The sequence below is a fragment of the Parabacteroides provencensis genome, assembly GCF_900232875.1.
Classification (GTDB): domain Bacteria; phylum Bacteroidota; class Bacteroidia; order Bacteroidales; family Tannerellaceae; genus Parabacteroides; species Parabacteroides chinchillae.
In genome coordinates this window covers 563,000-587,565 of the sequence record NZ_LT960489.1, presented here as the reverse complement: position 1 = coordinate 587,565, position 24,566 = coordinate 563,000, and the positions used below count along the sequence as shown (strand labels likewise).

The following is a 24,566-nucleotide window of genomic DNA, read 5'->3' as shown; positions in this document are numbered from 1 at the left end:
TTTTATATAGTAAACATTATATAGATTAAATTTTTTTTGATGGGTATCTTTTGCTTTATAATCCATCATCAATTATTTTTGATTAATTTCAAACATCTAAATACGAGTTTATTTTCGTCCATATTTTCATTATCTATGTTATTCTCTGATAGATAAAGCCCATCTTTATTTACAAAAAATAATCCGGGTGCATATTGCCCCGCAGGAAATAGAGTTTCTCCTATTATATTAAAATTTGAATCAATAATAATAATGGAAAATTCTTTTCTACAAAATATGTATTCAAAAGGTGTGTTTTTTTGAGTTGTGCATTCTGGATAAGCAAATCGATAATATACATTTCTGTATTGATCATATACGATATTTCCGTATACAGCTTGCTCGTCAGATTTTTTACAAAAGTCTTCAAATGATAAATCTCTTGGGAATCCCTCATTAACCAATGTTTGTATATATCTGCTTTTTATCGGATAAGAGGTGCTATGAATATGATCTTGAGTCACTATGATATTCTCATTTATTCGAAATGCATAAATAAATTGCTTTCCATTGTAAATCCGACTGCAATGAGGGTTTAATCCCATTCTCGTCTCTTTTTGCCATAATATAGGATATGCAAGAGGGAGACGATGAACCTCATTCGTATTCGTGTCTATTGTAATAGATAAAGGTGTTTTTCTTAATACTTCTTCACTGGCATTGGGTGGCATAGGTAATTGCATACAATATATTTTACCGTCAACGATTGTTAATGGTTTGTAAACAAGAGTGTTAAAGTCTGTTGGGGTACATGTGTATTTCTCTTCTGTAACCGTATAATCGTATTTTTTCTGAATATGACCATTTCTATCTATCAAATATAAGACAGGACTGCCTGCAGCAGATAAAAAAATGTTGTTTAAATCTATAACCCCATGTCCTCTAAATTTGCTGATGCCATCAACCCCTTCTTTTGCAATTTTGACTTTATGAGATAAACAACATGAGTCTAGTCGATAAAAATTTATGATATTATAATCGTTAATACTTTCCGAGTTTTCTATAGAAATATATTCTATATCATTTGTGTCTGTATAATGATGCATTGCCCGAGAGTATATTTTAGTATCTGAGTCAATTGATATTTCTATTTTTTTATCAATACTAGATAGTATATATTGATCCTTATCTTGTTTTTTCTGTTTTACACAAGAATAGAAACAAATTATGCACAATGCTATTAAGATATATTTATACATAAATGATCGTTTGATTTAAATAGTTATTCCAATCCGCAAAATTGGACAACATGAAATTCGGGATTATCACTGATTCCATACAAACTATTAGTGCTTTCATCAACTGCAAAACTGAATATAGGTTCATCAAGTAAATATCGTCCAATGGGCTTTCCTTCATTGTTAAAAACAAATAAGTGTTTCATTAAATAAGAAGGTTGCTTTGGGCTAAAATAGGCTCCTGAATATAAAACATATATCTTATCATTCGTAACAACCGGACAGAAAAAGGCATCTCTTGATTGTCCCGGTATTGAACTAATGTGGATATGTTCATTTTTACTGTTTTCTTTAATTTCGGAAAAAAAATAATCAGGTCCATGCATTCTTTTTATTAAGTTTCCACCAAGATCGTATTGTTCTATCAAATCTGTTTGTTTGTAGATTAGACTTAACTGCACCGTCTTGGCTTTTTATAAAAGTTGTTTCTCCTGAATAGGAAATAAAGATATGATTACTACAAATAGCAACATTTCCATAATAAAAAACTTTGTTTGAGGTCTCGCTATTCCACTTTGGGCCATATATATTGTATAATAGAGTCCCATCAAGAGCGCAGATCGTAATCAAATCATGATAATGGTAACATTCAACGTAAATGTTATCCTTAGTAGAAACAGCAAACACAGTACGCTTCTTTTCTATGTCAGGATGTTCATGCTTCATTGGAACTATTTCTCCGGTTTCCATATTCCACTTGGCAATGGATTGTTTATAACCATAGGAGCCGGTAGGTTCTATTATTCTGCCAATGCAAAGAGTATCATTTATATATTTATAAGAATCAGGAAACAGTTTTTTATTTATCTTCATTTTTACCTTAGGTTCATAAGAGGGATGCATAAGAATACTATCTAAATCATAGCTGAATATTTTCTGTTTGCCATGATCCGATACAAAAAAATGATCTGTTTCATCACTTCCTATATATCCCATATTTGCAATTTCTCCAGGCCCTTGACCTAAATAAGCAGTGCTTGTTATATATCTGAAATCATTTTTGGTAAAGATATGAATTAGTTTATCAGGAGATTTGTAATCTCCTATAATTAAATAATCTCCAACCTCTTGTAATTTACAGCTCCTGCTAATTAGAACATCTTCTATTTTTATCTCTTTTATTTTGTCATGAACATTGTTTATATTATCCCGATTAGTCTGGTATTTTTCAGTATTGGAGTTCTGTATACAACTCCAATTAATTAAAGCAATTAATAAGTAGGTTAAGTTTTTCATAAATATTTTTGTTCTTTATTGACTAAATTGATATAACAATATTTGATTATTGCAAAGGGATAAAGGAGATCGTGCAAGATATAGATTTTTGCATCAATGAATGTTTATGATTTATTTAAATCAAAGCATATAATTTCCGCATTAATAGATGTTGCATATATTTTGTTTCTTTTTTCATCTATTACAAAATCAATAATAGGAGTATCAAGTAAATACTTCAATAATAAACTCCCATCTAATGAAAATACATATAAAATTTTAGAATAAGAATAATGTTCTTTGTCTTTTTTATTTTTACCAGAATATAAGGCATAAATTTTGTCAGAAGTAGTCTTTATAGATAAATATGCTCTTTTGGTTTCAGGTGACTTAACTAAAACGGATTGTTTTATTGAACGTTCTATGTCGAATTTGAAATTAAACTCTTTTTCTGGACCTTTTAATATTTTCAGCAAATCACCGTCTATATTATATATTTCTATTAAGTCCATATATCGTCCAGCCAATACAATTTTTGAGTGGTCTGGAGTTATGCTTAATTTCGTAGAAAAAATATCAGCTAAAATGTTTTCATTATAAATGTTCTTAAAATGCAAATTAGGATTTGTAATAGACTGTTTTAACATATTCTCAGAAGAGAATATAAAGAATCTTTCTTTATATTTAAAAAGACTATTAGCAACAAAACCATTCTTAATCCAAGTAGGGTTATCTAAGCCTAATAAAGAAGAGTTTCGTAGATTTATGATAGTGTAATCTTCTTTTTTAAGTGACAAATAGTCATTTAATGTTGTGAATTTTCGCCCAAACCAAGCTTGTTTTGTTATATCAAAAGTCCAGAAGCTGGAAGAATCAGAGGATAAATTGATACAGGACGCAGATAATAGTTCTGTTGGACCATTTCCTTTTAGAAAAATAGAGCCTAGATAGCGTTTGTTAAAAATGGAAAAACAGCGAACCAATGTGTCTGTACCATAACCTGCATCAAGAGAGAATAATATAGAGTCTTGTAAGGCAAGTCTTATCGGATGATGTATTACTGAGTCGTTAAATGTAAAAGAATTTAAATGAATAGTATGTTTAAACGATCTATCTTCAAAACATTCAGCAGATGTGATGTCAACTAAATCGTTATGCATTGACACTTCTGAATGACATGCGTATAATGACAGAATCGCGACAGCTATAAATATATTATTGTTCTTCATGACTGATATTATTAATAGATTTGTATCAGATTATAGTTGGAAAATATCCTTCTTTTTTCTGTCTTACCTATCTCCAAAAGTACTATAAACAAAGAACGGAAAATATTTTAATGTAGTTCAAATAAATAAACTGACAATTAGCTGACATCTTATTATAATGATGTGAGATATAGAATGTTTATTTTAAAACCAGTTTATTATACCATTGCTATATGTGAAAATCCGTTCTTGTATTTTGGGAGCAATAACTTTATAGATTGTATTTTGAGGAATTTGTTTAAAGGTTATAAAGTTATTATTTCCTTTAATTGCTCCTGCACTTTTCCATTCATTGTCCCAATAGTAAAGTTCAAAATCCAATGAATCGGCTACTTCACTCTTTTTATACGGGATATAAGATATTTGTTCTAGTTTACATGGTTTACCCAAATCGAATAAAATCCCTTGTTGTCTTTCTTCTCTTTTACGGAAAACGCCTTTAAATCCGGTTGCAGACAAATGATCTGTTAGCATGTCCAGTGTTTCATCATCCTTAAATCCTTTCACATTGGCAGAAACCTTCACATTCGGAATCTCAATCAGCTGGCCATTCTGTCTCTCTTTGAATACAACTTCACATAACGAAATTGTATCTGACGGAGGGAGAAACCGTATATATCTGTAAGGTTCTTTGCATGATATTTTTATATCATTTGTCCACATATCCATGCTGTCCGTCAATGTAAATAAACTTTCATATTGGCTTTCTGCGCTTCCCGGATCATTGCTTCCTATAAATAGCCCTCCAATTAATGGCTTTTTATTATCTGCGATCAGATTTTTATATAAATAAGGTTTGGGGGTACGGATCGTTATATCTGTTTTTGTGTTAGCACATTCCAGTTTCTCGACAGAACCATCCTGTTTTAAAATAAATAATGGTGCTGCGGGAATGATCGTTCCATTTTTATAAAATGCCGGAAGGTAAGCAATATCATGCCCCATGTCTTTAAATGTAACCTGTTTATTTCTTCCAATTTTACCCCATTGTACAGGAATCCATCCTTCAAAGCTATAAACACACAAATAACAGTAGTTGGTTTTATCCGGAATATCTTCTGTGATTTCCAGCGATACATCTGCTGTTTTAAAATATTGAGAAGAAACATCTTTGATCCGTGGATTCTTAAATAAAGCAGGTATATCATACGAGGATATTTTCTGATCCGCTATAGGTCCTTCTATATAAAACTCGTATGTATGACGATAAACTTTAGGTAACCTGAATTTTCCCCATACCAGATCAAAACATTCGTTATTGTAAATTCTTTTATATTTCCATCTGTCATTATCATAAAATGGTTCAAAAGGGTGGCTCTCTCCATTTATTATAATCGTGTTCCAGCTGTGCGCTTCATTTCTGTTTCCCCATTCGGGTACAAAGTCTATGGCTACAGCCACCCCTAAAGCAGAAAAAAGCAGACAATTATACCATGTCATCTGTTCGCACAACCCTCTTTTTATATATTCAAATGTGGCTGCACTGTAGATCGGCACAGAGGCGGCAGCATTATAATTATATTGAAGAAAGCTATATTGATAACTTAATGAATCTACCATCTCTTGAATAGTCTTGGTTGAATCATTAAAATATCCTTGATGTCGTTTGTAAAATATTTGCCGGGCATCATCTAAACATACTCCATTCTGAAATCTGTAAGGAAGAATAGTTGAACAAAAGTCTTCAAAAGAGATGTCTTTTGTGTATTTATTTTCTTGCCAGGCATTGAATGCAAGGTCTATTTCTTTAATAAGCCAATCAGCTTTGATTGTAGAAATGTCTTGTTGCATGGAAAGAGGCGAAATAGTTGTTCGTATGTTTTCCCCAAAGGCTCTGGTTTCTCTTGCCCATAAANGCCAGGCATTGAATGCAAGGTCTATTTCTTTAATAAGCCAATCAGCTTTGATTGTAGAAATGTCTTGTTGCATGGAAAGAGGCGAAATAGTTGTTCGTATGTTTTCCCCAAAGGCTCTGGTTTCTCTTGCCCATAAAACAGACCTTTTCCAATTATACTTTTCTGAAATAGTGATTAGTTGATCATAAATTGGTTGCCATTTTTTTATAAATATCGAATCATATCCTGCATGTCCAGGCATGTTCTCTATCAAAAATTTGGCTGCTGCAAATTTTTGAGGAACATTTTTGTAATGTACCAAAACTTTTTCTAATTCTGTATGGTTTGTATCCGCAATTTTTAAAGACAAAGACATCTGTTTATCAGACTTCGTCGTGCAAGATACACTTCCAAATAAAAGTAAGATACAGATTATATTTTTCATGTGACTATTTTTTATAATATTGAAATCTTTTTGCGCCCATATCCTAACTGTGTCCTGTAATCGTTCTGTATTGTTCAAACCTGATTTCTGAATAAATTACTCAATAGTACTGAATGTAATTGCCAGGCCTGATATTAATGTTTAGTTCCAGAGTTTATATTTTGCAATTCCAACATCTGGCTCTGTATAAATTGTATAAACTATACTGTCGTGTGCTATTGTTAATCGTCCGGATTGTTTGTCTAATAAGTAATTGTTTTCTAATTTACCGTTCAAATCAAAAATTAAGAGATTACTGGGAACTCTACTGATATCATCTATGTCTTTCTTTCCACTATAAAGAGCGTAAATATGTTTATCATTCATTTTAACGTCAAAAAAGCCCATTTTATTTCTCTCTCTATCCCATTTTACTCGGCCTCTATTCGTTTCATAATATGGACACGACAAATAGTGTTCCCATAATTTAGTTACATCTCCATTATCTGATATATTATAACTAACAATATATCCATAATACATTGCAGCAAAGGTGAATTGATTTTCATTTGATGTTAAATACCCAGAAAAAGGATGTAAAACGGTTGCATCCTCTCCTACTGGATTGCTTTCAAATGTATGATGGATTTTCATGTCAGAATCAAATAAAATGAACATTTTGTTAGTTCCCGAAATTACCTGTGCTACAGTATATCCGTTTTTCAAACGAACTGCAGCCCGAAAAACAATTCCGTCACATTTTATATTTTTTGTGATGTGTTTTTTAAATAATAAAGTATCTTCTTTTTTAATTATTTCATATTCTCGAAATGTCTTAAGTGAGATGTCATTTATATATATCCTATTATTATTTTTGTTATATCCTGCATAAAATGGAGATATAAATTCATCTGGCCCTGGTCCCATTTTTCCAAAATCAGCAATATTTATTTTGTTATTTTCGTCAAATATTTTTGCGGCACATCCATTAACCCTAAAAAGATATAAATTGGAATTGATCCACTCAATTTGGCTGGGAATGCCAATTTCAATTTCTTCGAAATTTCCATTTATGGATATTGGCTCTTTTATTTCTAACAATGTATAATCTTTTCTGACATTAAAACAACTTGTGAAAAAAGATATTAAAGTGAAGAATGTAAATAATTTTTTCATTAGATTTAATATGTTGTAAAATTGGCTAAGTGTCATATAATCTTGCTTATAGCTACTTAGCCAATACTATTGTTGTTTATTTGTTACGCATATTACTACTACTATATGATACGCCGTCACATGAATAATCACAATTATCATATCTGCTCCAATAGCAATATGCTATGATACATTGGGTTATGTCTTCTCCACTAGCCAATGCTTCCACATTCTCTAGAGCCAAGTCACTTAAACTAACTTCATTGTTATTTTCATTAATATTCCATGCTGCAGCAACTGCAACCATAGCAACCATCATTATACCGAATAATTTTTTCTTCATGATATATTAATTTTTGATTTATATTTTTCTGTTTTTTAAGTTTCTTATTTACTCTTCTTCAATAAGAAATTCCTTTATTCTTTAATTCTTCTTACTTTTGCTCCATCACCTCCTTTCATTAAAGGTGGAGACAAGAGGGAAGGTTACCGGAAGAGTTCTAATGTCTGAGAGGTTTCCTTCCCTGCTTTTTATTATATTGCTTGTCCCCGTATTTTTAATGTTATTGATTGCTCCGTATTACATTTTACCATTATGGTCTCGTCGAACATACCGGATTCTTTTGGTGTCATCTCAACGGTTACGTGGAGCGATTCACCGGGCTTGGCTGGATGTTTGTCAAAAGTAGCCACTGCACATCCGCAAGTTGTACTTGTTTCTAAAATAATAAGAGGGGCATCTCCCGTATTTTGTATGATGAAATCTGTCTTTTTTGCCTGTTTCACCTTAACCTTTCCCATGTTTACTTCTGCAGGACTAACCTTTGCTGTTGTAATGATTGGTTGATTTGTTGCTTCTCTTCCTTGTGTGAGTTGTTTTAAATATAAATCTTTAACAGCCAAATTATGAATAGGATTTCCTATTACGACAACTTTATTATTCTTATCCAATAAAAAAGTTTGAAAGGTAATATCAGAAGGAAAATTGTTTTGCTTATTAAGCTTATCTTCCTTATCAATGCAAACCGGAAAATTAAATCCGTCTCTTTTTAAGATATACCGTATTTCTTTCAAATCTTTTGGATGAAGGAAAAAAAGAAAAGGTATTTGCTTGTCTGTTAACGAATCAACCTGAGCTATCAGTTCCTTCCACTTGGGCAATTGTAGTTTACAGCTGGCGCATCCGATAGTGTCCACATAAATAAGGACTTTATAGTCGCTTTGTGGAATTTGATAGTCAACAGTGTCTGTCAAGTAACGAGTAAAAATCATATCAGAAGGAAATATAATTTCTTTCCCTTGCCAATGTTCCACTAATTGGGTTATTTTCTTCTTTGTTTTGTCTTTGCATGAGACAGAAAAGAATAAGACAATAACTAATAGTATTATATTCAAGTGTTTCATGAACCAATCTATTCAATTCGTTTTTATTTAAAAACCATCTAAACTGAATCCAGAGTACATAAATTCTACCTTGTCTCCAAAACAATCGATAGAGCCATTTCCTATACAGACAGTACTTCCTCCGCCACTCTCTGAATGCGCAAGTGCTTCGATATTGGCTAATACTAACTTTTTGAACTCACTGATTTTTATTTCTTCTTTTTTATTTGTATTGGTGAAGAAAAGATATCCGGACAGGCTTACACTTATTGTCAGGATGAATAATAACTTTAATCTGCTTTTTTTCATAAAAATAATTTTTGATACAAAGAATGTCAATAGTTGCTATAATTTAAAATAAATAGACTTACAAATTACTTACATTTGTTTAATGACAGAAAAGTTATATGTATAATATCTTGAATTATAAAAGGTTCTGCTTTTAGGGCTAAAATTGGGCTTATCAACTGGAATTATAGGATATTGATTAATAAATTGTATTTTTGTATTGAAAACGCTAATGAATTATTACATACCATGAAGAAAATAATGAAGATAGTGATACTTGGATTTACTTGTTGTTTTGCTTTAGCAACCGGAATATGGTTATATTCTTACCAAAGAGAATATGTAATTTCAGAAATCAATGATTGTTTTCATAATGCTGTTTCTAATGATCTTACAATACGTTGGAAAAAATTGGATTTGCCTATTTACCATCATGTGTCTGCCAAAAAAACGGATGATTCGATTGTTGTTAGAAATAAAGAAGGAGCTAAAACGATTCCTGCTTTTGAAAAAACAATATCTGAAGATGAAAAGTATAAAAGTATTTTGCAAACTACCCTTAGATATAAAAATCCAGTCAATGCTAATGCGTTGGATAGTATATACCAGGTAGGGTTAAGGGAACAGAATCTACTCGTTAAGACGGCTGTTTGTTATACAGATAAAGTATCGGGAGAGGTCTATAAAAGTAATAATGATACTTTTTTCTATAAAAAAACATACTTATTACCTCCTGTGGTGACAGGAATAGAAAAAGAGATTGTTTTACAGGCTTTTGCGGATGTTACATTTTTTAGTGTTATAAGGAGTTCTATCGGCCTTTTTGCCGGATGGACTATTCTTTGTGTAGTACTCGTTGTCTTGGCTGTTTCATTTTTATATAAGAACACTAAACAAGTCGTAACTATAAGTGGAGATGAATTGTTGGAGAAGGAAGATGTTGAAATCCAAATAACGGATGACCTGATATTAAATGCCGAACTGCGTGTTCTGAGATATGGCGAATCGATCATATCATTAACTGACCAATCTATTTCCTTACTTAAATTATTTTTGTCTCATAAAGATTATTTTGTGAGCAATGATGATATTCGCGAACATTTATGGGGGACAATTGATTATTCGGAGTCCTGTCGAAGTCAGGCAATCAAAAGATTACGCGATTCTTTAAAAGGAATCCCTGTCCTGCATATAGAAAATTTACGAGGGGTGGGGTTCTGCTTAAAAATTGACGATGATAAATAGATTCTTTTTGCAAAAGGAGCTACATCTTTTTATTAACTAAAAGACATATTAAAGTCATCCCGATGATTTTATAAAATGATCCCGATGAAATTAAAAAATCATCGGGATGAACCAGAAAGGTAAAATGCTTATTATCCAATCTTATTTTAAATAAGCGCATTCCATGTATGCGGGTTATGGCGGTTCCCTCTGGCCGGAACGAAATCTGTACAAACTGTCATCCCTATAGATGCCAGTAATAAGGAGTTATGCCAGATGACTTTTTCAAGCTCTATCCGATTGGTTGATGATAAGGATAGGGCTTCTTCCAGTTGTTTGTTGTTCTGACAAGAACATAGTAGAAATAAACTAAGTAAGAATAGACTATAATGTTTTGATTTCATGATTGTTAAATTTTAATTTCGATAATAACATAGTCTAATTCATCGGATAATGAAATTCCGTATATTTTTTGATTTTTTTCGTCTACACAAAAGTCAAGAATCTTTTTGTCTAAATTGATACTTCTTATAGGTTTGCCTTCTGAATTAAATTGAAAGATATTACTTTCAGTTGTTGACTGATTATTTAATGCATTGCCATTATATAAAAGATAAAAATTGTTTTGGGTAGAATATATATTATCAAAATATATAATATCCTCTCCTGAAGGTTTATATTCTTTATTGTTTAAAATGTTTTTTTCGAGAGGGGATATTGTGGGTGCATATTCGACACTGTTGTTGAGATTGTTTTTTTCGAGATTGAATATATTGATATAACCATTAAAGATAGAAGCAAATAATAAAGTATTTGCCTTGTTATTAAAGCTAATAAGTTGTTGCCCATTTATATATCTGTCGGATGGATTTTTTATGTTATTTATAAAATCAGGATAAGTGTTAGTATATGTTTTAACTGATTTTCCGGTTTTGTCAAACATACACGCAGAGCCATTTTCTAGAACACCACAACCTATGTAATAATTGTCGTTGATAGGAACTAATTGATCTACATTTTCTTTAAATGTAATAGCTTTAATCGGTTCAATGTTTCCTTGGAGTAAATTTGATAATTTGTATTCTGAGTAAGTTTGAGTTGCTCTTTGAAATATTCCAATAATACCTTCTTTTGTGACTCGAGAGATATATAGAGGGGGAACTAAGTCTGTTGGGCCATTTCCATTTTGAAATAATTGTATATTTTTCTTCGTGTCAATATTATATAGGGTCATTAATTTCTTGTCAACAATATCTATGATGATAAGCTGATTGTTTAAGATATCTATTTGATAGGGCTTTCCCAGAAAAAAATCGACATGAAGAATATGGCATTTTGATTCTGTTTTTTCAGGAAAAAGATTTGCAAAATCAGTTCTGGCCGGATTATTCCTATCTGGATTGCAAGATATGCATAAAAACAGAATGGGAAACAATATTATAATAAATCTGGTTTTCATTAGATTGTATAGTTAATTGTTTAATAATATATTCTTTGCTAATCTGTAAATGATTATTTCAACAAATACTTTACCACATCCTGCCCTGCAATCGGATTAGCTGAGATGCCATACAATGTTTTATTGTTTTTATCTATAGCTATACGCCGTAGGTTACGATCAGCCAGCCAGGTCTTAACATGTTTCCCATTCCAGTTAAAAACCAGTATTCTGCTCTGGGCCGTGAAGTCTGTTGTGCCATCATACAAACAATATACGTATTTAGGGGTGCAATAGATGGAAGTAAAACATTTTGTGCTGTTCTCAATATCCAGTTTTTCTCCCATACAGAGCGGAGTTATTGTCTGATTTTCTCCAAAATGACAGGTGGATTGTATATTTCCTTCTAAATCATAGAACGAGACATAATTGGTAAACCGAAAGGCCGTTACAATTGATCTTTTTTGTTCATTTACGCATAAATTACTGCTGAAGGCAATGGGTACATGTGGCAAAACTTCTGATATTATAGGAGAGGGGTTCACCCAATAATAGCCTGAATCTATATTATAAAAAAAGTAGCTGTATTTTTGATGACCGCTGATGGGGACTGCATAGATTTCTTTGGTGGTAATATTGTAGTCTTTGCTGTTTACTAATCCTTTATCTAAGAGTCTAGTTCTTAGATTTATGCCTTTTGCTGTTAAGGTGATTTGTTTCAGGTAAATGTTGTTGTCTACAATACTAATTTGGTTTGCTTTATTTAGGCTCCGATAGTCGGATCGAACGAATTGAGGGGCTAATAACCGGTTGTTTTCTCCCGTTCGAAGACAAAATATTTTTGTTTGCAAGATATTGTTTAAAGTATAAGCTTGCATTACAGTGTCGCTTTTGTTGTCTAATATAACCAAATATGAGTCTGTTATTTGTAAGTCGTACAAATAATTACCGCCTCCTTTCGTAAGAATAATTGTGCTTTTTCCCAAAGATTGGGCGTCCATTGAGATTGAATAATTCTTTTTAGGTTGACTGCATGATGTTAGTATGCATAGTCCGCAAATGATATATACTAAGGAGTCTTTCATATCTCTTTATTTTGAGGTTATATAATATAGACACTTATTAAGGCCGGTATGCTTATCGGCATCGTGTCTTTTTCTGCTTTTTGTTTAGGCGTGGGGCGTTAAGCTAAAGGAGGGTGGGGTCTCAAATTATTGGAGGGGGAAAAGCTTCCCCCACCAATAAAAATCAACCTTGTATGAGATAGTATTAGATTTGTTTCGAAGTACCGGATTTTATGGTTAAGAGACAAATATTTTGTCTGACAAATGCCTGTCAGCTATGGAATATCTGTGGTTATTAGATGAGATAGGTTTTTTTATTCTTAGAAATGCATTTATATTTGCCCCATGTATAGGCCTATTTATATGAAATCAGTGTTGAGAAAAATTATACTTCTTGCTATTTGCATGGTTGTTTGTCTTCTATGTGCCTGGGTGGTATATAGAAACTTTATTCATTCGGAAAAAGAAATCCGGATGCAGATAGAAAGGTTGTTTAATGAATGTCTTCGCTCTGATAAAGATGCGCGGGAGTTGGAAACTCCTTTTTTTTACTTTTTCACTTTGTTTCCGGACAATGAAAAATCAGGTTTTATTACGATTCAATCCGAAGATTCTACAATTTATATAAAGAAACCGGACGAAATAGAGAAAATGAATTCGGAAGAGAAAAAATATGTGTTGTCTCAATTATATCTTTTAGATAGAAATCCTATTCGTGTTTGTTCTTTGGATAGTCTTTTCTGTAATGAATTATCTCAAAATAATATTCCTGCAAAAATAGCTATTGTTTATGAGGCAAAAGGAGAAAAATATTGTAGTACTGTTGATACCTCCTTTTATAAATCTGCCTGGAAATTGAAAGAAGTGGTAATTGGATTTCAGCGGGATATTGTTTTGCAGGTATATGCAAAATTGCCAGCATCATATATTATTGCCCAATCTTTGCCCGTTTATACACTCGTTCTTTTGATTTTAGTATTGAGTGTAGTAGGGGGAATTCTGTTTTTGAGAGGAAATAAAAAGATAGCAGTTTTGCTTGCCCCAAAAGTACAGAGGGACGGTATACTATTGAGGAGTGATGTGTTGTATGATAAAGAAAATGGTGTTCTTGTTTATGCAGATCAGGAGATAACGCTAACTAATTATAAGCTGGAGTTATTTAATTTATTGTTGGAAAATAACGGACAATATGTTGCCTCCGATATTTTGCAGAGCGCTGTATGGCCTGATGGACTTTCTACTAAAGACGCCCTTATGCAAACAGTTAAACGGTTAAGAATGGATTTGAAAGAAATTCCATTTTTAAAAGTTGAAAATTTGCGTGGTAATGGTTATCGTTTACTTATCGAACCGGTTTAAAGATAAAATTTTGGTTACAAATCTATCTGTATTATTTTTTTCGGATCGTGTCTGTTGCCAGTGAATCTTTAATCAATGGTCTTATTTTGGTCGGATCAGTTGATTTAACTAATGGTAAGACGGCTTCAGGATGTTCGGTTCGGAACTTCCGTTGCTTGTTGTATACTTCGATTGTTGGGATATTATTGTAAGATTTCCATGAAGTGGCATGCTTTTTATTATGTTCCAACTGGCGGTAGTTTTTACTGAACAGATTAGATAGTAGTGCATTGAAGTCCATGCCTCTACCTACACCCGTATTCTTTTCTTTTCCGAGAGGTACTATGTCCGGATCGAGTTCTATAATTCTGGAGTTCACCATCATGCCTTGTTTGGGCAGTGGTTTATCTAATCCGTAGCGCATAAACACAGCAGGGGGTAAATCTTTCAGGGCTATACGTTTATGTTTTATTGTATCGTCTATTTCCAGATATTCCGAAAAGTCTTTTATAATGGTCAGGGGAGTGGTAGACATACGCATTTGGTCGGCTGGTTTATCGAAATTGAGGAATGTTCCGTTCTCAATGGCTTTTTGAATCTCGGGATCCAGTTGTAAAGTCTCTTTTCCAGATAAAATATTTTGTAGACGGGCAGAATCTTTTTTAGTCCATTGGGCATGCGCATATTCTATACTGTATATACATAAGATAGCAACTACCAAAAGTGGTTTGTTAATTGTATATGTACGATGTTCATCCACACCAAATCAATCTATTTTATTATTCAAGGTCAAAGATAGATAAGTAAAGAGACGGTAACAATATAAATTCCTTAAATATATAGTATTGATTTGTAATATTAATCCTTTTTGTACAGCGTTAATATAACGCCGGTTTATTCATGTTAATTAATATTGCTAAAGGTTGTGTTTATTATTCTTTTTAGCTCTACGGGTTTAACAGGCTTTGCCAGGTATGCATTAAAGCCGCTCTTTTTTACTCTTTCTTCATCTTCTGCAAATGCGAAAGCGGTAATGGCAATAATGGGTATATGGGAATCTTTTTTTCGGATTTCCGTTGTTGCTTCGTAGCCATTCATAACCGGCATTTTTAAATCCATCAGAATCATGTCCGGATGATGTTTATGATATAACTCTATGGCTTCCTGTCCATTCCATGCATGCAGGATGTTGTATTCTTTTAGCATGACATTGAACAGTGTAAAATTGCTTTCGTTGTCTTCTGCTACTAGTAAAGTCATTTTTTGAGAAGGTTTGGTCATTGGTGCGGCATTTGTTTTCGATGCAGGTATTTCCTGCTTATCTATCTTTAAAGAACTTTCCGGAAGAGTAAACCAGAAAGTAGAACCTTTCCCTAATTGGGATTTTGCACCGATATCTCCTCCCAATTTTTTTATGATCATTTGGCAGATAGAAAGCCCTAAACCTGTTCCCTGAGCAAAACTGTTTAGTTTTACAAAACGGTTGAATACACTGTTTACTTCATTTTCTGCAATACCACATCCTGTATCTGTAACATAGAAATAAATAGTATTGTCTTGCCTGTGGTATCCGAATTGTATACTTCCTTCGGTGGTGAACTTAATTGCATTGTTTATAAAGTTCGTTATAACCTGAGACAGCCGGTTACGGTCTGTAATGATTGTGGCGTGAGGGATTTTTTCGACAAAAGAGACTTGAACATCTTCAGATGCTTTCAGGCGCGAAGTTTGTTCTATATCTGAAAATAATTGGTTTACGTCTACTTCAGAATCAACAAATTCTAATGTGCCTGCTTCAATTTTAGCCAAATCCAGGATGTCATTGATTAGTTGTAAAAGCAAATCGTTATTACCGTTGATAATGTTGAGATATTCTTCTTTCTCTTCCGGATTTTCCGCATTCATTAACAAACCGGAGAAACCTACGATTGCGTTTAAAGGAGTCCTGATTTCATGGCTCATATTTGCAAGGAAGGCCGATTTAAGACGGTCGGACTGCTCTGCTTTTTCCTTGGCCAAACGTAATTCGTTTTCAGCTTCTTTTTGCTTAGTGACGTCCTCTTTTTTGAGTACTACGCCAATGATATTGTTTTCTTCGTCCATTACCGGATTTGCCAGAGTATGGATATATTTACCGGGTTTGCATTCTTTTATAGTCTCGACTGGTACTTTAGATGTCATTGCTTGAACTACGCAACAATCATCGCAAAAAGGGCTTTTCCCATTTTTCTTGAGAAAACAATTATCCGGACCATATTGTGGCTGACAACTATACTGTACTTGGTTTTCCCATTTAATAGTGTAATCCGGATTAATAAACCGGATGGATACTTGCATATTATTAAGGATGATAATATTGTCTTTTTGTAAGTCAAGCAGTTTGTCTTTAAGGCGTTTAGTGCGTAAAAAGAAATAAAGGATTGTGATAAGAAATATGAATAGCATGCTGATGACGAGCAATAATATTTCATATTTATATTTTACTAATATATTTTCGTCTTCATTGATTAATATGGAATTTTTAGGTAACAAGCTCCTGTTTATATTAAGAGCTTTTAGTTTTAGAACATCAAAAGTATAATAATTGGGGATTACTTCTGCACGGATTTCCTTTTGGTTTATTTCTTTTTTTAATATAGCTACTGCTTGTTTGGCTAAATCTTTCCCTATACCCCGGTATTGAGGAATATAACCTCCTATTGCCCAATGACCTAAGCCTATTGATGTGATTGTGAATGCCGGCAGATTAGGGCTTGCGGACATCATTGTATAAGTTGCATTGCCGACGTAATATCCGTCATTTACATCGACACGCCATGTACCTAATAAAATAACTGTTTTTTCCGGCAGGCATTTTATTTGTTCAATGATAGTGTATAAATTATTTTTTCTGCCGTCAAGGGGTATTAAATCTAATTCTGGGAAGCTTTTCATCTCTTTCTTTACAAAAGATTGTAAGGCCAATCCCCCATAACTATTATCTGTAACTAATGCGATATGCTGGGTTTCCGGGTATAATTTTTGGATTAGCTTAATATTTTTCTGAACATCATAATAGTAGACGAAACCGGAAACGTTTATTCCCTTATCAATATAATCTTGTATGTCGATACTTTCGGGATTCCATTCTGATAAGTTTACAGATGAATCAGGAAGTAAGATCGCATTACGACTTACCATTCCGCATAATACCGGAATATCTTTGGTGATCAGGCTATCTTGTGAAATATAGGCGGACCATCCTTCCTGGCCTAAAATAATTATAACTTGTGGCTTCTGATCTCCTTGATATTTATTCAGTAATTTGTTTATTCTGTCTTTCCATTGGGGAGATTCGGGAAGACTTTTAAAATTCAGATTTTCTATAATAACAGGTGAAGTACCTCCAAGTTGTTTGTACTCTTCCATGAATTCGGAAATGTTTTGTGTTGTATTTCTTGTATCCGGATTATAGGAACTGATTATTAAAATGGGGTGCATTTCGGTTGCATAGCTCTGTATCTTGATAAAGAAGCAGCAGAATATAAGCATTGCAATTTGTGTATACCGCCTTAAACCCATGTTTAGTTGAGCCAGATTATTATTATGCCACAAATTTATATATTATTTGGTTGTGTTGTTATAAAAAACAAGGAAAAATCAAAGATTATTCAATTGATAAATTGTGGGTTGCGCTTGTAGGATGCTTATATTTTTAGTTCTTTTGCGAAAAGAAAAGATATATGATGGAAAAAATATTGCAACTTACTGCAGATGGGAGTCACACTTTGTTTATCCCATCTATGGACGAACACTACCATTCGGTAAACGGTGCAATTCAGGAAGCGATACATGTTTTTATTGAAGCTGGGCTACATTCCATACAAAAAGAGTTTGTTAGAATATTGGAAATCGGTTTTGGTACCGGGCTAAATGCGTTTCTTACTTTGCGGGATGTTGAAGAAAATTCCAGGCTTAAGGTTGAATACCACTCCATAGAATTATATCCGTTAAATATGGAAGTGATAAGTTCTTTAAACTATGGCAAGATTATTTGGCCGGACAGAAAAGATTTATTTGAAAAACTGCATTTTGCCAAATGGAATACGCCAGAAAAAATTTCTGATAATTTTACTTTGTGTAAAATAGAAGGAGACAGTAATGTCTGTGACTTACCTGTGGATATCGATTTAATTTATTTTGATGCTTTTGCACCGGATAAACAGCCGGAGATGTGGACACAAGCTATTTTTGACCGTTTATATTCTTACACTGCACCGGGTGGTATAATCGTAACGTATTGTGCTAAAGGAGAGGTGCGCCGTATGATGCAGAAAGCGGGTTATGCTATGAGCCGTCTTTCGGGACCTCCGGGAAAACGTCATATGTTGTACGGTAAGAAGATATAAAGAATCAGGCTGCTAAAATTCGTTTTTAGAATTTTTGGCAGCCTGATTCTTTATTCTGTTTTCTTTTAAAGAAGAGATTCTATTTTTGCTATGAATTTGTCTTTTGTAGTTGCACCTACAATTTTATCGACAACATTTCCGTCTTTGAAAAATAATACAGTGGGGATATTCCGGATGCCATATTCGCCAACGACTTCGTTATTGTTGTCTACATCCATTTTTCCAATTGTTACACGTCCTTCATATTCTGTTGCCAGCTCATCAATGATAGGAGCTACCATACGGCAAGGACCACACCACTCTGCCCAAAAATCAAGGACCATAGGTTTTCCTGAGTCTATCAACTCTTTGAAATTTTCATCTGTAACTTGTAAAGCCATACTATATTTGTTTTATGTTTCTTTTGTTAACTGATTAATTATTTATCAAATAGCGAGTCAAAAGTACGAATTCTTTCTTCACCAAACAATATCAACCATTAATTTTGAAATCAATATTTTCGTTCTCCTGCAGAAAGTCTACTAACTCGCGTGTTACGTTTAATCGTACATTCTGAGAGAATAGATTTAGGGAAATATTGTGTTCGCCATCCACTACTTTAAAAAATAACAGACTATGACCCGGATTGTTCTTTATCAGAACCGATAATTCATTGATGGTCGGTTCATCCAAATCATGGATAGGGACGGTGATATTTATTTTTTCGATTAATTTATCTTTTTCATCTTGTAGTAAACGAATAGAGCCGATACGGAAGTCAAGTTCATCTTCTTTCCAGCGCCGCGGCTCTACGCGTGCTGTAATAAGTAGATACATTCCCATTTTTCCGTATTTGCTATATTCTATATAATCGTTGCCGAATAGCGCAATTTCGCCACTTCCGGTAAAATCTTCTATTTTAAGTATACCGTACGGTTTACCCATTTTAGTGGTACCTTCGCGGAATCCAGTAACGATACCTCCTAATAATAGTTCCCGCCCTTTCAGGTTTTCCCGGTCGTTTATTTCGGCCATACCGGTATTGCATACATATGTTAATATGATACGATATTCATCCAGCGGGTGTGCAGATAGGTAAATACCAACTAATTCCTTCTCTTTATTCAATTTTTCGAGGTCGCTCCATCGTTCACATTGAGGAACTTCGGGTTTGGCGATAGCTACAAAGTTATCGTCTCCGAATAATGAATTGGATGCTGTGTTTTTGTCTGTCTGAAATTTGTTCCCATAACGTACCAATGTTTCTAGAAAGACTTCTCCCTTGATGCTTTCTGCAAAGAATTGTTCGCGTTGAATGCCAAAGTTGTCGAATGCTCCAGCCAATGCCATAGATTCGATATTCTTCTTGTTACATGCCGTTAGATTTACACGTTCCACAAAATCAAAGATATTTTTGAACGGACCATTCTTTTTCCGCTCTTCTATAATATTCTGTACGGCAGCTTCGCCAACCCCTTTTACAGCTCCAAGACCAAAACGGATATTTTTGTTTTTATCGACACTGAATTTCAATATAGATTCGTTTACGTCGGGTCCTAAAACCTGGATGCCCATGGCTTTGCATTCGTCCATGAATTTAGTGATATCCACAATGTTGGATAAACTTCGGCTTAGTACGGCAGCCATATATTCCGAAGGATAGTTTGCCTTCAGGTAGGCTGTCTGGTAAGCTACCCACGAATAGCATGTAGCATGACTCTTATTGAATGCATAAGAAGCAAATTTTTCCCAGTCGGCCCATATTTTGTTTAGTGTTTCTTCTTTGTACCCATTCGCTTTGCCGCCACTCAGGAATTTTGATTTCAGATGATTCATCTTTTCAATCAACTTCTTACCCATTGCTTTACGTAAGGCGTCACTTTCTCCACGGGTGAAGTTTGCCAGCAAGCGGGATAGGAGCATGACCTGTTCCTGGTACACGGTAATGCCATAAGTATCTTCCAGATAACGTTCCATGACCGGAATATCGTATTTGATTTCTTCCTTTCCATGTTTACGTGCTATGAAAGAAGGAATATAATCCATAGGTCCCGGACGGTACAGGGCATTCATGGCAATAAGGTCTTCGAACTTGGACGGTTGAAGCTCTTTTAAATATTTTTGCATACCTGCCGATTCAAACTGGAATGTTCCAGTTGTTTTTCCACAACAATAGAGTTCGAATGTCTTCGGGTCTTCCAGGCTTACGTGGTCTATATCTAAAACATGGCCGGTTGTCAGTTCAATGTTTTCAATGGCTTCTTTTATGATTGAAAGGGTTTTTAAACCCAAGAAGTCCATTTTGATAAGTCCGGTCTCTTCAATAACCGAACCTTCGTATTGGGTAACGAGCATTTCTTCGCCGGTGTCTTTATCTTTGGCAGTACTAACCGGTACGACATCCGAAATATCATAACGCCCTATGATTACACCGCAAGCGTGTACACCGGTGTTACGAACGTTGCCTTCCAACATTTGGGCGTATTTCAAAGTATCCCGGGCCAATGGGTCATTGCCTGTTGCTGCATCTTTTAATTCGGCAACGTATTCAATGGCATCTTTCAGGTTGAACTTCTTCATATCCGGTATTTTATCCGGTACGAGTTTGGCCAGGCGGTTAGATTCGGATAGCGGAAGTTTCTGTACGCGTGCAACGTCTTTAATTGCAGATTTGGTTGCCATTGTGCCATAAGTGATAATGTGGGCTACCCTGTTAGCTCCATATTTATCGGTAACCCAGCGTAGTACTTCACCACGTCCGTCATCATCGAAATCCGTATCAATATCAGGTAGAGAGATACGGTCGGGATTTAAGAAGCGCTCAAACAGTAAGTCGTATTTGATAGGGTCGATCTTTGTAATTCCAAGACAGTATGCTACGGCAGAACCTGCTGCGGAACCACGTCCCGGGCCAACCGAAACACCTAATTCCTCGCGCGCTGCTTTGATGAAGTCTTGCACGATCAGGAAGTAACCGGGGAAGCCCATCGTTTTCATGATATGCAACTCAAAATTCAAACGTTCTTTTACTTCATCCGATAAGTTTTCACCGTAACAGGTACGGGCTCCTTCATATGCCAGCTTCTGTAAGTAGTCTGCCTCCAGTTTGATACGATATAGTTTTTCGTATCCTCCTAATTTTTTTATTTTGGACTTTGCATCTTCTTCACTCAATACAACCTGGCCGTTTTCGTCCTGTGTAAACTCATCGAATAAATCTTTTTCGGTGTATTTTTGCTTGTATGATTCTTCTGTTCCGAAATCTTCGGGTATGGCAAAGGTTGGCATGATAGGACCGCTGTCTATAGAATAGAATTCCACTTTGTCTGCAATTTCGAGCGTATTGCTTAAAGCTTCCGGAATATCGGCAAAGATAGCATTCATTTCGGCAGTCGTTTTCATCCATTCCTGCTTTGTGTATCGCATACGGTTAGGATCGTCCAAATCTTTGCCGGTACTTAAACAGATCAGCCGATCGTGGGCCTCAGCATCATCTTCATTTACAAAATGAACGTCGTTGGTGGCAATAAGCTTTATGTTGTGTTTATGGGCTAATTCAATTAGAACTTTATTTACCTCCTGTTGCTTGGGAAAAGTTGTGCAGTCTGCATTCGGATTATGTGTCTCGTGTCTTTGCATTTCGAGATAATAATCATCGCCAAACAGATTTTTGAACCATAAAATGGACTCTTCAGCCTTATCTGTCCTGTCGTGCATGATGTGTTGGGGAATTTCCCCTCCTAAACAGGCAGAACATATTATTAAATCTTCGTGGTATTTTTCCAGCAACTCTTTGTCTATACGCGGACGTCCGTAAAAACCGTCAGTCCACGATAGAGAAACCATTTTTATAAGATTCTTGTAACCATTCAGGTTCTTGGCAAGTACAATAAGATGCCAGCCACTGCGGTCTTCTTTCTCGTTTTTAATTTTACGGCCGTTACGTGCGCAATAACACTCGCATCCGATGATAGGTTTGAAAATTGAAGCTTTTGCATCGGCTATTTGTTTCTGCAGCTCCGTTACTTTTTGCTTATCATCTTCGTTAAGTTCTTCTTTCTCCTGGAGTTTCTTTAGTTCTTTTTCGCAATCCTTGATTATCCCTTGCGGTTTACTGTTCTTTTTATTTACTTTATTGAAGAATTCTTTTATACCAAACATCACGCCGTGGTCCGTCACGGCTATTGCCCGCATACCATCATTGTATGCTTTATTAATTAATGCGTCAATGGATGCTTGTCCGTCAAGTAAAGAATACTGGGTATGTACGTGTAGATGTATGAATGGTTCCATTTTGTTTGTGTAGCTATCAAATTTGGCTAGTAAAGGTACGCGAAAAAAGCAAAAATCTCATCTTCTAATATTAAAATATGATTAAAACATATTGCTCCCTGTGGAAATATGTATATTTGCCTTAGCTAAAGAACTCAATTATGAAGGTATTTATACATAAAATAGGACTGGTATTGCTTATGGCGGTATTAGTTATGCCGGTAGCAGCCAAAGTTACTTATGGTGTACGTTTTGGTGGAGCTTATTCGTCTTTGATCCAGAAAGTGGATGGCGAATTTAATTCGGGAGCCCGTTTTGGCTTTAGTGTGGCGGGATTGGCTGATATACCTTTGTATAAAAGATTTTCGCTTCGTCCGGAGCTATCTTTTGTTAATCAGGGCGGATCCTATTATTCGGCCCCCCAAATGGAGGGTATGGGATATTTGAATAAATGTTCTTATTACTCCATTGTAGTTCCTGTAAATTTGGCATATACATTCCTTTTTACGGATGTACGGTTCAGTATTTTTGCCGGTCCTGCATTTGATTATTCCTTATTTGGCAAAATGAAAAATAAGGAAACGGACACGGATATTTTGTTTGGACAAACCAAAGATAAAGATTTGAAATCGTTTGATTTAGGTGTTAACCTCGGTTTGGGGGTAGAGTATAGTAATTTTTTCTTCTCTATTGCCGCTTTTTGCGGGACATTGGATAGACGGGCTGCCAAAAATGAAGGTGAAACATCTGTTTATCAGAATAATGTCACCTTTTCTTTAGGCTACTTTTTTCGTTAGCCCTCAGCTTCTTGTAAAAGATTGGCTTACAAACTTTAATACTTCAGGCAAAGCTGTTCTCCAATAAGTCCAGCTATGTCCTCCGTCACGTACTCTAAATTCATGCCTTATCCCTTTTTCTTGCATTATTTTATGGGTCAGGTAGTTGCCTTCCAATAAATAATCGTCATCGCCACAATCGATATAATAGCGTACCTGAGGTAAATTATCTTTGTTTAGTCCAGATAAAATTTCCAGAACACTGTTCTTGTGCCAATAATCCAACCCGGGACCATATAGACGGGAGAATAGTTCCTTGTGCGAATATTCTTGTCTTTGTTTCATTACATTATCGTCAAAGATGGCTGCACTGAGTGGTGCACAAGCTGAGAAGTACTCCGGATGATGTAACGAATAGAGTAATGAACCGTAGCCTCCCATTGATAATCCTGCAATGGCACGATAATCTTTCTGAGGACGGGCGCGGTAGGTTTTTTCTATATAAGGGATCAATTCTTCAAAAAACATATCTTCGTATGGAAATTTGCCGTCGTGTTGATTAATGTAAAAAGTATCCCATGCATTAGGCATAACAATAATCATTTGGGTAGCATTTCTTGTAGCAATTGCCTGGTCTGCAATTGCTTTTACTTCACCTGACTGTAGCCACATTGTTTCATCGTCTGTGTATCCGTGTAATAAATAAAGCACGGGATAATTGCGCTCAGATGTTTTATAATCGGAAGGAAGATAGATAGAGTAGGAGACCTCTTTCCCCAGTTTTTTGCTTTGAAATTTCAACGATTCGAATGTGCTGCTCTGACAATATCCGGTAAGGGAGAAACAGAAACAAAAAATGATGGCAAGTATCAGTTTGCTTTTCATATATTGTATAGATTTAAGTAAATACGACTTACTGTATGGATACTGCAAAAATAATGATAAAAATCAGATTTGAGCCTATTATATCTACTCTGTTTTATTTTTTGTGCCGGTGAAATTTTTTAATCTTTTACATGACAAAGGTTTGGCCGATCCAAAACGATTTCGTAATTAGATACACATTGAAAACAAAATGAACTGGCGGCACGACTAAGGGATCGGTCTGCGACATATTTATGATCTAATTTTTTACATCGTATTTTTTGTATAATCGTTCAGACAAGCCACAATATTTGCATTTCAGATTACACTTTTCAGTAACCTCGAAAACTATATTTTTGAGATTAATCAAATTGTTTT

20 protein-coding genes are annotated in these 24,566 nt (G+C 34.6%); 4 read left to right on the top strand and 16 right to left on the bottom strand.

Annotated elements, in window-relative coordinates; genetic code table 11:
* Window positions 1-68 precede the first annotated feature (68 nt).
* The 8 genes from CTY47_RS09420 to CTY47_RS09380 all read right to left on the bottom strand — a co-directional run bounded on the left by CTY47_RS09420 (window position 69) and on the right by CTY47_RS09380 (window position 8,866).
* Window positions 69-1,238, bottom strand: coding sequence for a DUF4221 family protein (locus tag CTY47_RS09420; RefSeq protein WP_099464506.1), 1,170 nt, complete (start codon window positions 1,236-1,238; stop codon window positions 69-71).
* Window positions 1,239-1,261: 23 nt separating this feature from the next.
* On the bottom strand, window positions 1,262-1,645 hold the full coding sequence (locus CTY47_RS09415; protein ID WP_158228524.1) for a BF3164 family lipoprotein: 384 nt from the start codon (window positions 1,643-1,645) through the stop codon (window positions 1,262-1,264).
* Window positions 1,590-2,513, bottom strand: a complete 924-nt coding sequence (locus CTY47_RS09410) for a TolB-like 6-bladed beta-propeller domain-containing protein (protein WP_099464504.1) — start codon at window positions 2,511-2,513, stop codon at window positions 1,590-1,592. Before CTY47_RS09410 ends, CTY47_RS09415 begins: the two co-directional genes overlap by 56 nt.
* A 104-nt stretch (window positions 2,514-2,617) precedes the next feature.
* The gene (locus CTY47_RS09405; protein WP_099464503.1) at window positions 2,618-3,721 is read right to left on the bottom strand and encodes a BF3164 family lipoprotein; all 1,104 of its coding nucleotides are present in this window, start codon (window positions 3,719-3,721) and stop codon (window positions 2,618-2,620) included.
* A 2,460-nt stretch (window positions 3,722-6,181) separates the two neighbouring features.
* Window positions 6,182-7,195 carry a BF3164 family lipoprotein gene (locus tag CTY47_RS09395; protein ID WP_158228523.1) on the bottom strand — a complete coding sequence of 338 codons (1,014 nt, stop codon included), beginning with the start codon at window positions 7,193-7,195 and terminating at the stop codon, window positions 6,182-6,184.
* A 76-nt stretch (window positions 7,196-7,271) separates the two neighbouring features.
* Window positions 7,272-7,517: an NVEALA domain-containing protein gene (locus CTY47_RS09390; RefSeq protein ID WP_099464500.1), complete on the bottom strand. Its 246-nt coding sequence runs from the start codon at window positions 7,515-7,517 to the stop codon at window positions 7,272-7,274.
* A gap of 191 nt (window positions 7,518-7,708) precedes the next feature.
* Window positions 7,709-8,578 (bottom strand): DUF1573 domain-containing protein, encoded by an 870-nt coding sequence (locus CTY47_RS09385; RefSeq protein ID WP_099464499.1) that lies wholly within the window; start codon window positions 8,576-8,578, stop codon window positions 7,709-7,711.
* A 27-nt stretch (window positions 8,579-8,605) separates the two neighbouring features.
* Window positions 8,606-8,866, bottom strand: coding sequence for an NVEALA domain-containing protein (locus CTY47_RS09380; protein WP_099464498.1), 261 nt, complete (start codon window positions 8,864-8,866; stop codon window positions 8,606-8,608).
* Between the two features lie 228 nt (window positions 8,867-9,094).
* Between CTY47_RS09380 and CTY47_RS09375 the strand changes: the two genes are divergently transcribed.
* Window positions 9,095-10,090 carry a winged helix-turn-helix domain-containing protein gene (locus CTY47_RS09375; protein ID WP_099464497.1) on the top strand — a complete coding sequence of 332 codons (996 nt, stop codon included), beginning with the start codon at window positions 9,095-9,097 and terminating at the stop codon, window positions 10,088-10,090.
* Between the two features lie 146 nt (window positions 10,091-10,236).
* Here the strand turns inward: CTY47_RS09375 and CTY47_RS16775 are convergent, their stop codons facing one another.
* Genes CTY47_RS16775 through CTY47_RS09365 form a run of 3 tightly spaced genes read right to left on the bottom strand, consistent with a single transcriptional unit; the run spans window position 10,237 to window position 12,592 of the window.
* Window positions 10,237-10,473 (bottom strand): hypothetical protein, encoded by a 237-nt coding sequence (locus CTY47_RS16775; RefSeq protein WP_143813367.1) that lies wholly within the window; start codon window positions 10,471-10,473, stop codon window positions 10,237-10,239.
* A 5-nt stretch (window positions 10,474-10,478) separates the two neighbouring features.
* The gene (locus CTY47_RS09370; protein ID WP_099464496.1) at window positions 10,479-11,528 is read right to left on the bottom strand and encodes a BF3164 family lipoprotein; all 1,050 of its coding nucleotides are present in this window, start codon (window positions 11,526-11,528) and stop codon (window positions 10,479-10,481) included.
* Between the two features lie 53 nt (window positions 11,529-11,581).
* Complete coding sequence (locus tag CTY47_RS09365; RefSeq protein ID WP_099464495.1) at window positions 11,582-12,592, bottom strand: BF3164 family lipoprotein; 1,011 nt, start codon at window positions 12,590-12,592, stop codon at window positions 11,582-11,584.
* 630 nt (window positions 12,593-13,222) lie between these two features.
* On the opposite strand from CTY47_RS09365, the gene CTY47_RS09360 reads away from it, so the two are divergent.
* Window positions 13,223-13,930, top strand: a complete 708-nt coding sequence (locus CTY47_RS09360; protein WP_158228522.1) for a winged helix-turn-helix domain-containing protein — start codon at window positions 13,223-13,225, stop codon at window positions 13,928-13,930.
* Between the two features lie 31 nt (window positions 13,931-13,961).
* Here the strand turns inward: CTY47_RS09360 and CTY47_RS09355 are convergent, their stop codons facing one another.
* Complete coding sequence (locus CTY47_RS09355) at window positions 13,962-14,669, bottom strand: DUF4858 domain-containing protein (protein WP_099464493.1); 708 nt, start codon at window positions 14,667-14,669, stop codon at window positions 13,962-13,964.
* 143 nt (window positions 14,670-14,812) lie between these two features.
* Window positions 14,813-17,470 carry an ATP-binding protein gene (locus CTY47_RS09350; protein ID WP_099464492.1) on the bottom strand — a complete coding sequence of 886 codons (2,658 nt, stop codon included), beginning with the start codon at window positions 17,468-17,470 and terminating at the stop codon, window positions 14,813-14,815.
* A gap of 164 nt (window positions 17,471-17,634) precedes the next feature.
* Here CTY47_RS09350 and mnmD point away from each other — a divergent pair, with 164 nt between their 5' ends.
* Window positions 17,635-18,297 carry a tRNA (5-methylaminomethyl-2-thiouridine)(34)-methyltransferase MnmD gene (mnmD, locus tag CTY47_RS09345; protein ID WP_099464491.1) on the top strand — a complete coding sequence of 221 codons (663 nt, stop codon included), beginning with the start codon at window positions 17,635-17,637 and terminating at the stop codon, window positions 18,295-18,297.
* 65 nt (window positions 18,298-18,362) lie between these two features.
* Here mnmD and trxA read toward each other — a convergent pair whose 3' ends face one another.
* Together trxA and dnaE are read right to left on the bottom strand one after the other, a co-directional pair.
* Entirely contained in the window at window positions 18,363-18,677 is a 315-nt protein-coding gene (gene trxA / locus CTY47_RS09340; protein WP_099464490.1) for a thioredoxin, read from the bottom strand.
* A gap of 91 nt (window positions 18,678-18,768) precedes the next feature.
* Window positions 18,769-22,569: a DNA polymerase III subunit alpha gene (dnaE, locus tag CTY47_RS09335; protein ID WP_099464489.1), complete on the bottom strand. Its 3,801-nt coding sequence runs from the start codon at window positions 22,567-22,569 to the stop codon at window positions 18,769-18,771.
* Between the two features lie 152 nt (window positions 22,570-22,721).
* On the opposite strand from dnaE, the gene CTY47_RS09330 reads away from it, so the two are divergent.
* Window positions 22,722-23,345, top strand: a complete 624-nt coding sequence (locus CTY47_RS09330) for a porin family protein (protein ID WP_394340715.1) — start codon at window positions 22,722-22,724, stop codon at window positions 23,343-23,345.
* A gap of 3 nt (window positions 23,346-23,348) precedes the next feature.
* Here CTY47_RS09330 and CTY47_RS09325 read toward each other — a convergent pair whose 3' ends face one another.
* Window positions 23,349-24,209, bottom strand: coding sequence for an alpha/beta hydrolase (locus CTY47_RS09325; RefSeq protein ID WP_099464487.1), 861 nt, complete (start codon window positions 24,207-24,209; stop codon window positions 23,349-23,351).
* Between the last annotated feature and the right edge of the window lie 357 nt (window positions 24,210-24,566).

Coding starts and splice junctions, on each gene's coding strand:
- CTY47_RS09390 (WP_099464500.1), bottom strand. CDS start 7,517: ATGAAGAAAAAATTATTCGGTATAATGATGGTTGCTATGGTTGCAGTT.
- CTY47_RS09395 (WP_158228523.1), bottom strand. CDS start 7,195: ATGAAAAAATTATTTACATTCTTCACTTTAATATCTTTTTTCACAAGT.
- CTY47_RS09375 (WP_099464497.1), top strand. CDS start 9,095: ATGAAGAAAATAATGAAGATAGTGATACTTGGATTTACTTGTTGTTTT.
- dnaE (WP_099464489.1), bottom strand. CDS start 22,569: ATGGAACCATTCATACATCTACACGTACATACCCAGTATTCTTTACTT.
- CTY47_RS16775 (WP_143813367.1), bottom strand. CDS start 10,473: ATGAAATCAAAACATTATAGTCTATTCTTACTTAGTTTATTTCTACTA.
- CTY47_RS09385 (WP_099464499.1), bottom strand. CDS start 8,578: ATGAAACACTTGAATATAATACTATTAGTTATTGTCTTATTCTTTTCT.
- CTY47_RS09360 (WP_158228522.1), top strand. CDS start 13,223: ATGAATTCGGAAGAGAAAAAATATGTGTTGTCTCAATTATATCTTTTA.
- CTY47_RS09420 (WP_099464506.1), bottom strand. CDS start 1,238: ATGTATAAATATATCTTAATAGCATTGTGCATAATTTGTTTCTATTCT.
- trxA (WP_099464490.1), bottom strand. CDS start 18,677: ATGGCTTTACAAGTTACAGATGAAAATTTCAAAGAGTTGATAGACTCA.
- CTY47_RS09410 (WP_099464504.1), bottom strand. CDS start 2,513: ATGAAAAACTTAACCTACTTATTAATTGCTTTAATTAATTGGAGTTGT.
- CTY47_RS09405 (WP_099464503.1), bottom strand. CDS start 3,721: ATGAAGAACAATAATATATTTATAGCTGTCGCGATTCTGTCATTATAC.
- CTY47_RS09325 (WP_099464487.1), bottom strand. CDS start 24,209: ATGAAAAGCAAACTGATACTTGCCATCATTTTTTGTTTCTGTTTCTCC.
- CTY47_RS09380 (WP_099464498.1), bottom strand. CDS start 8,866: ATGAAAAAAAGCAGATTAAAGTTATTATTCATCCTGACAATAAGTGTA.
- mnmD (WP_099464491.1), top strand. CDS start 17,635: ATGGAAAAAATATTGCAACTTACTGCAGATGGGAGTCACACTTTGTTT.
- CTY47_RS09365 (WP_099464495.1), bottom strand. CDS start 12,592: ATGAAAGACTCCTTAGTATATATCATTTGCGGACTATGCATACTAACA.
- CTY47_RS09350 (WP_099464492.1), bottom strand. CDS start 17,470: ATGGGTTTAAGGCGGTATACACAAATTGCAATGCTTATATTCTGCTGC.
- CTY47_RS09370 (WP_099464496.1), bottom strand. CDS start 11,528: ATGAAAACCAGATTTATTATAATATTGTTTCCCATTCTGTTTTTATGC.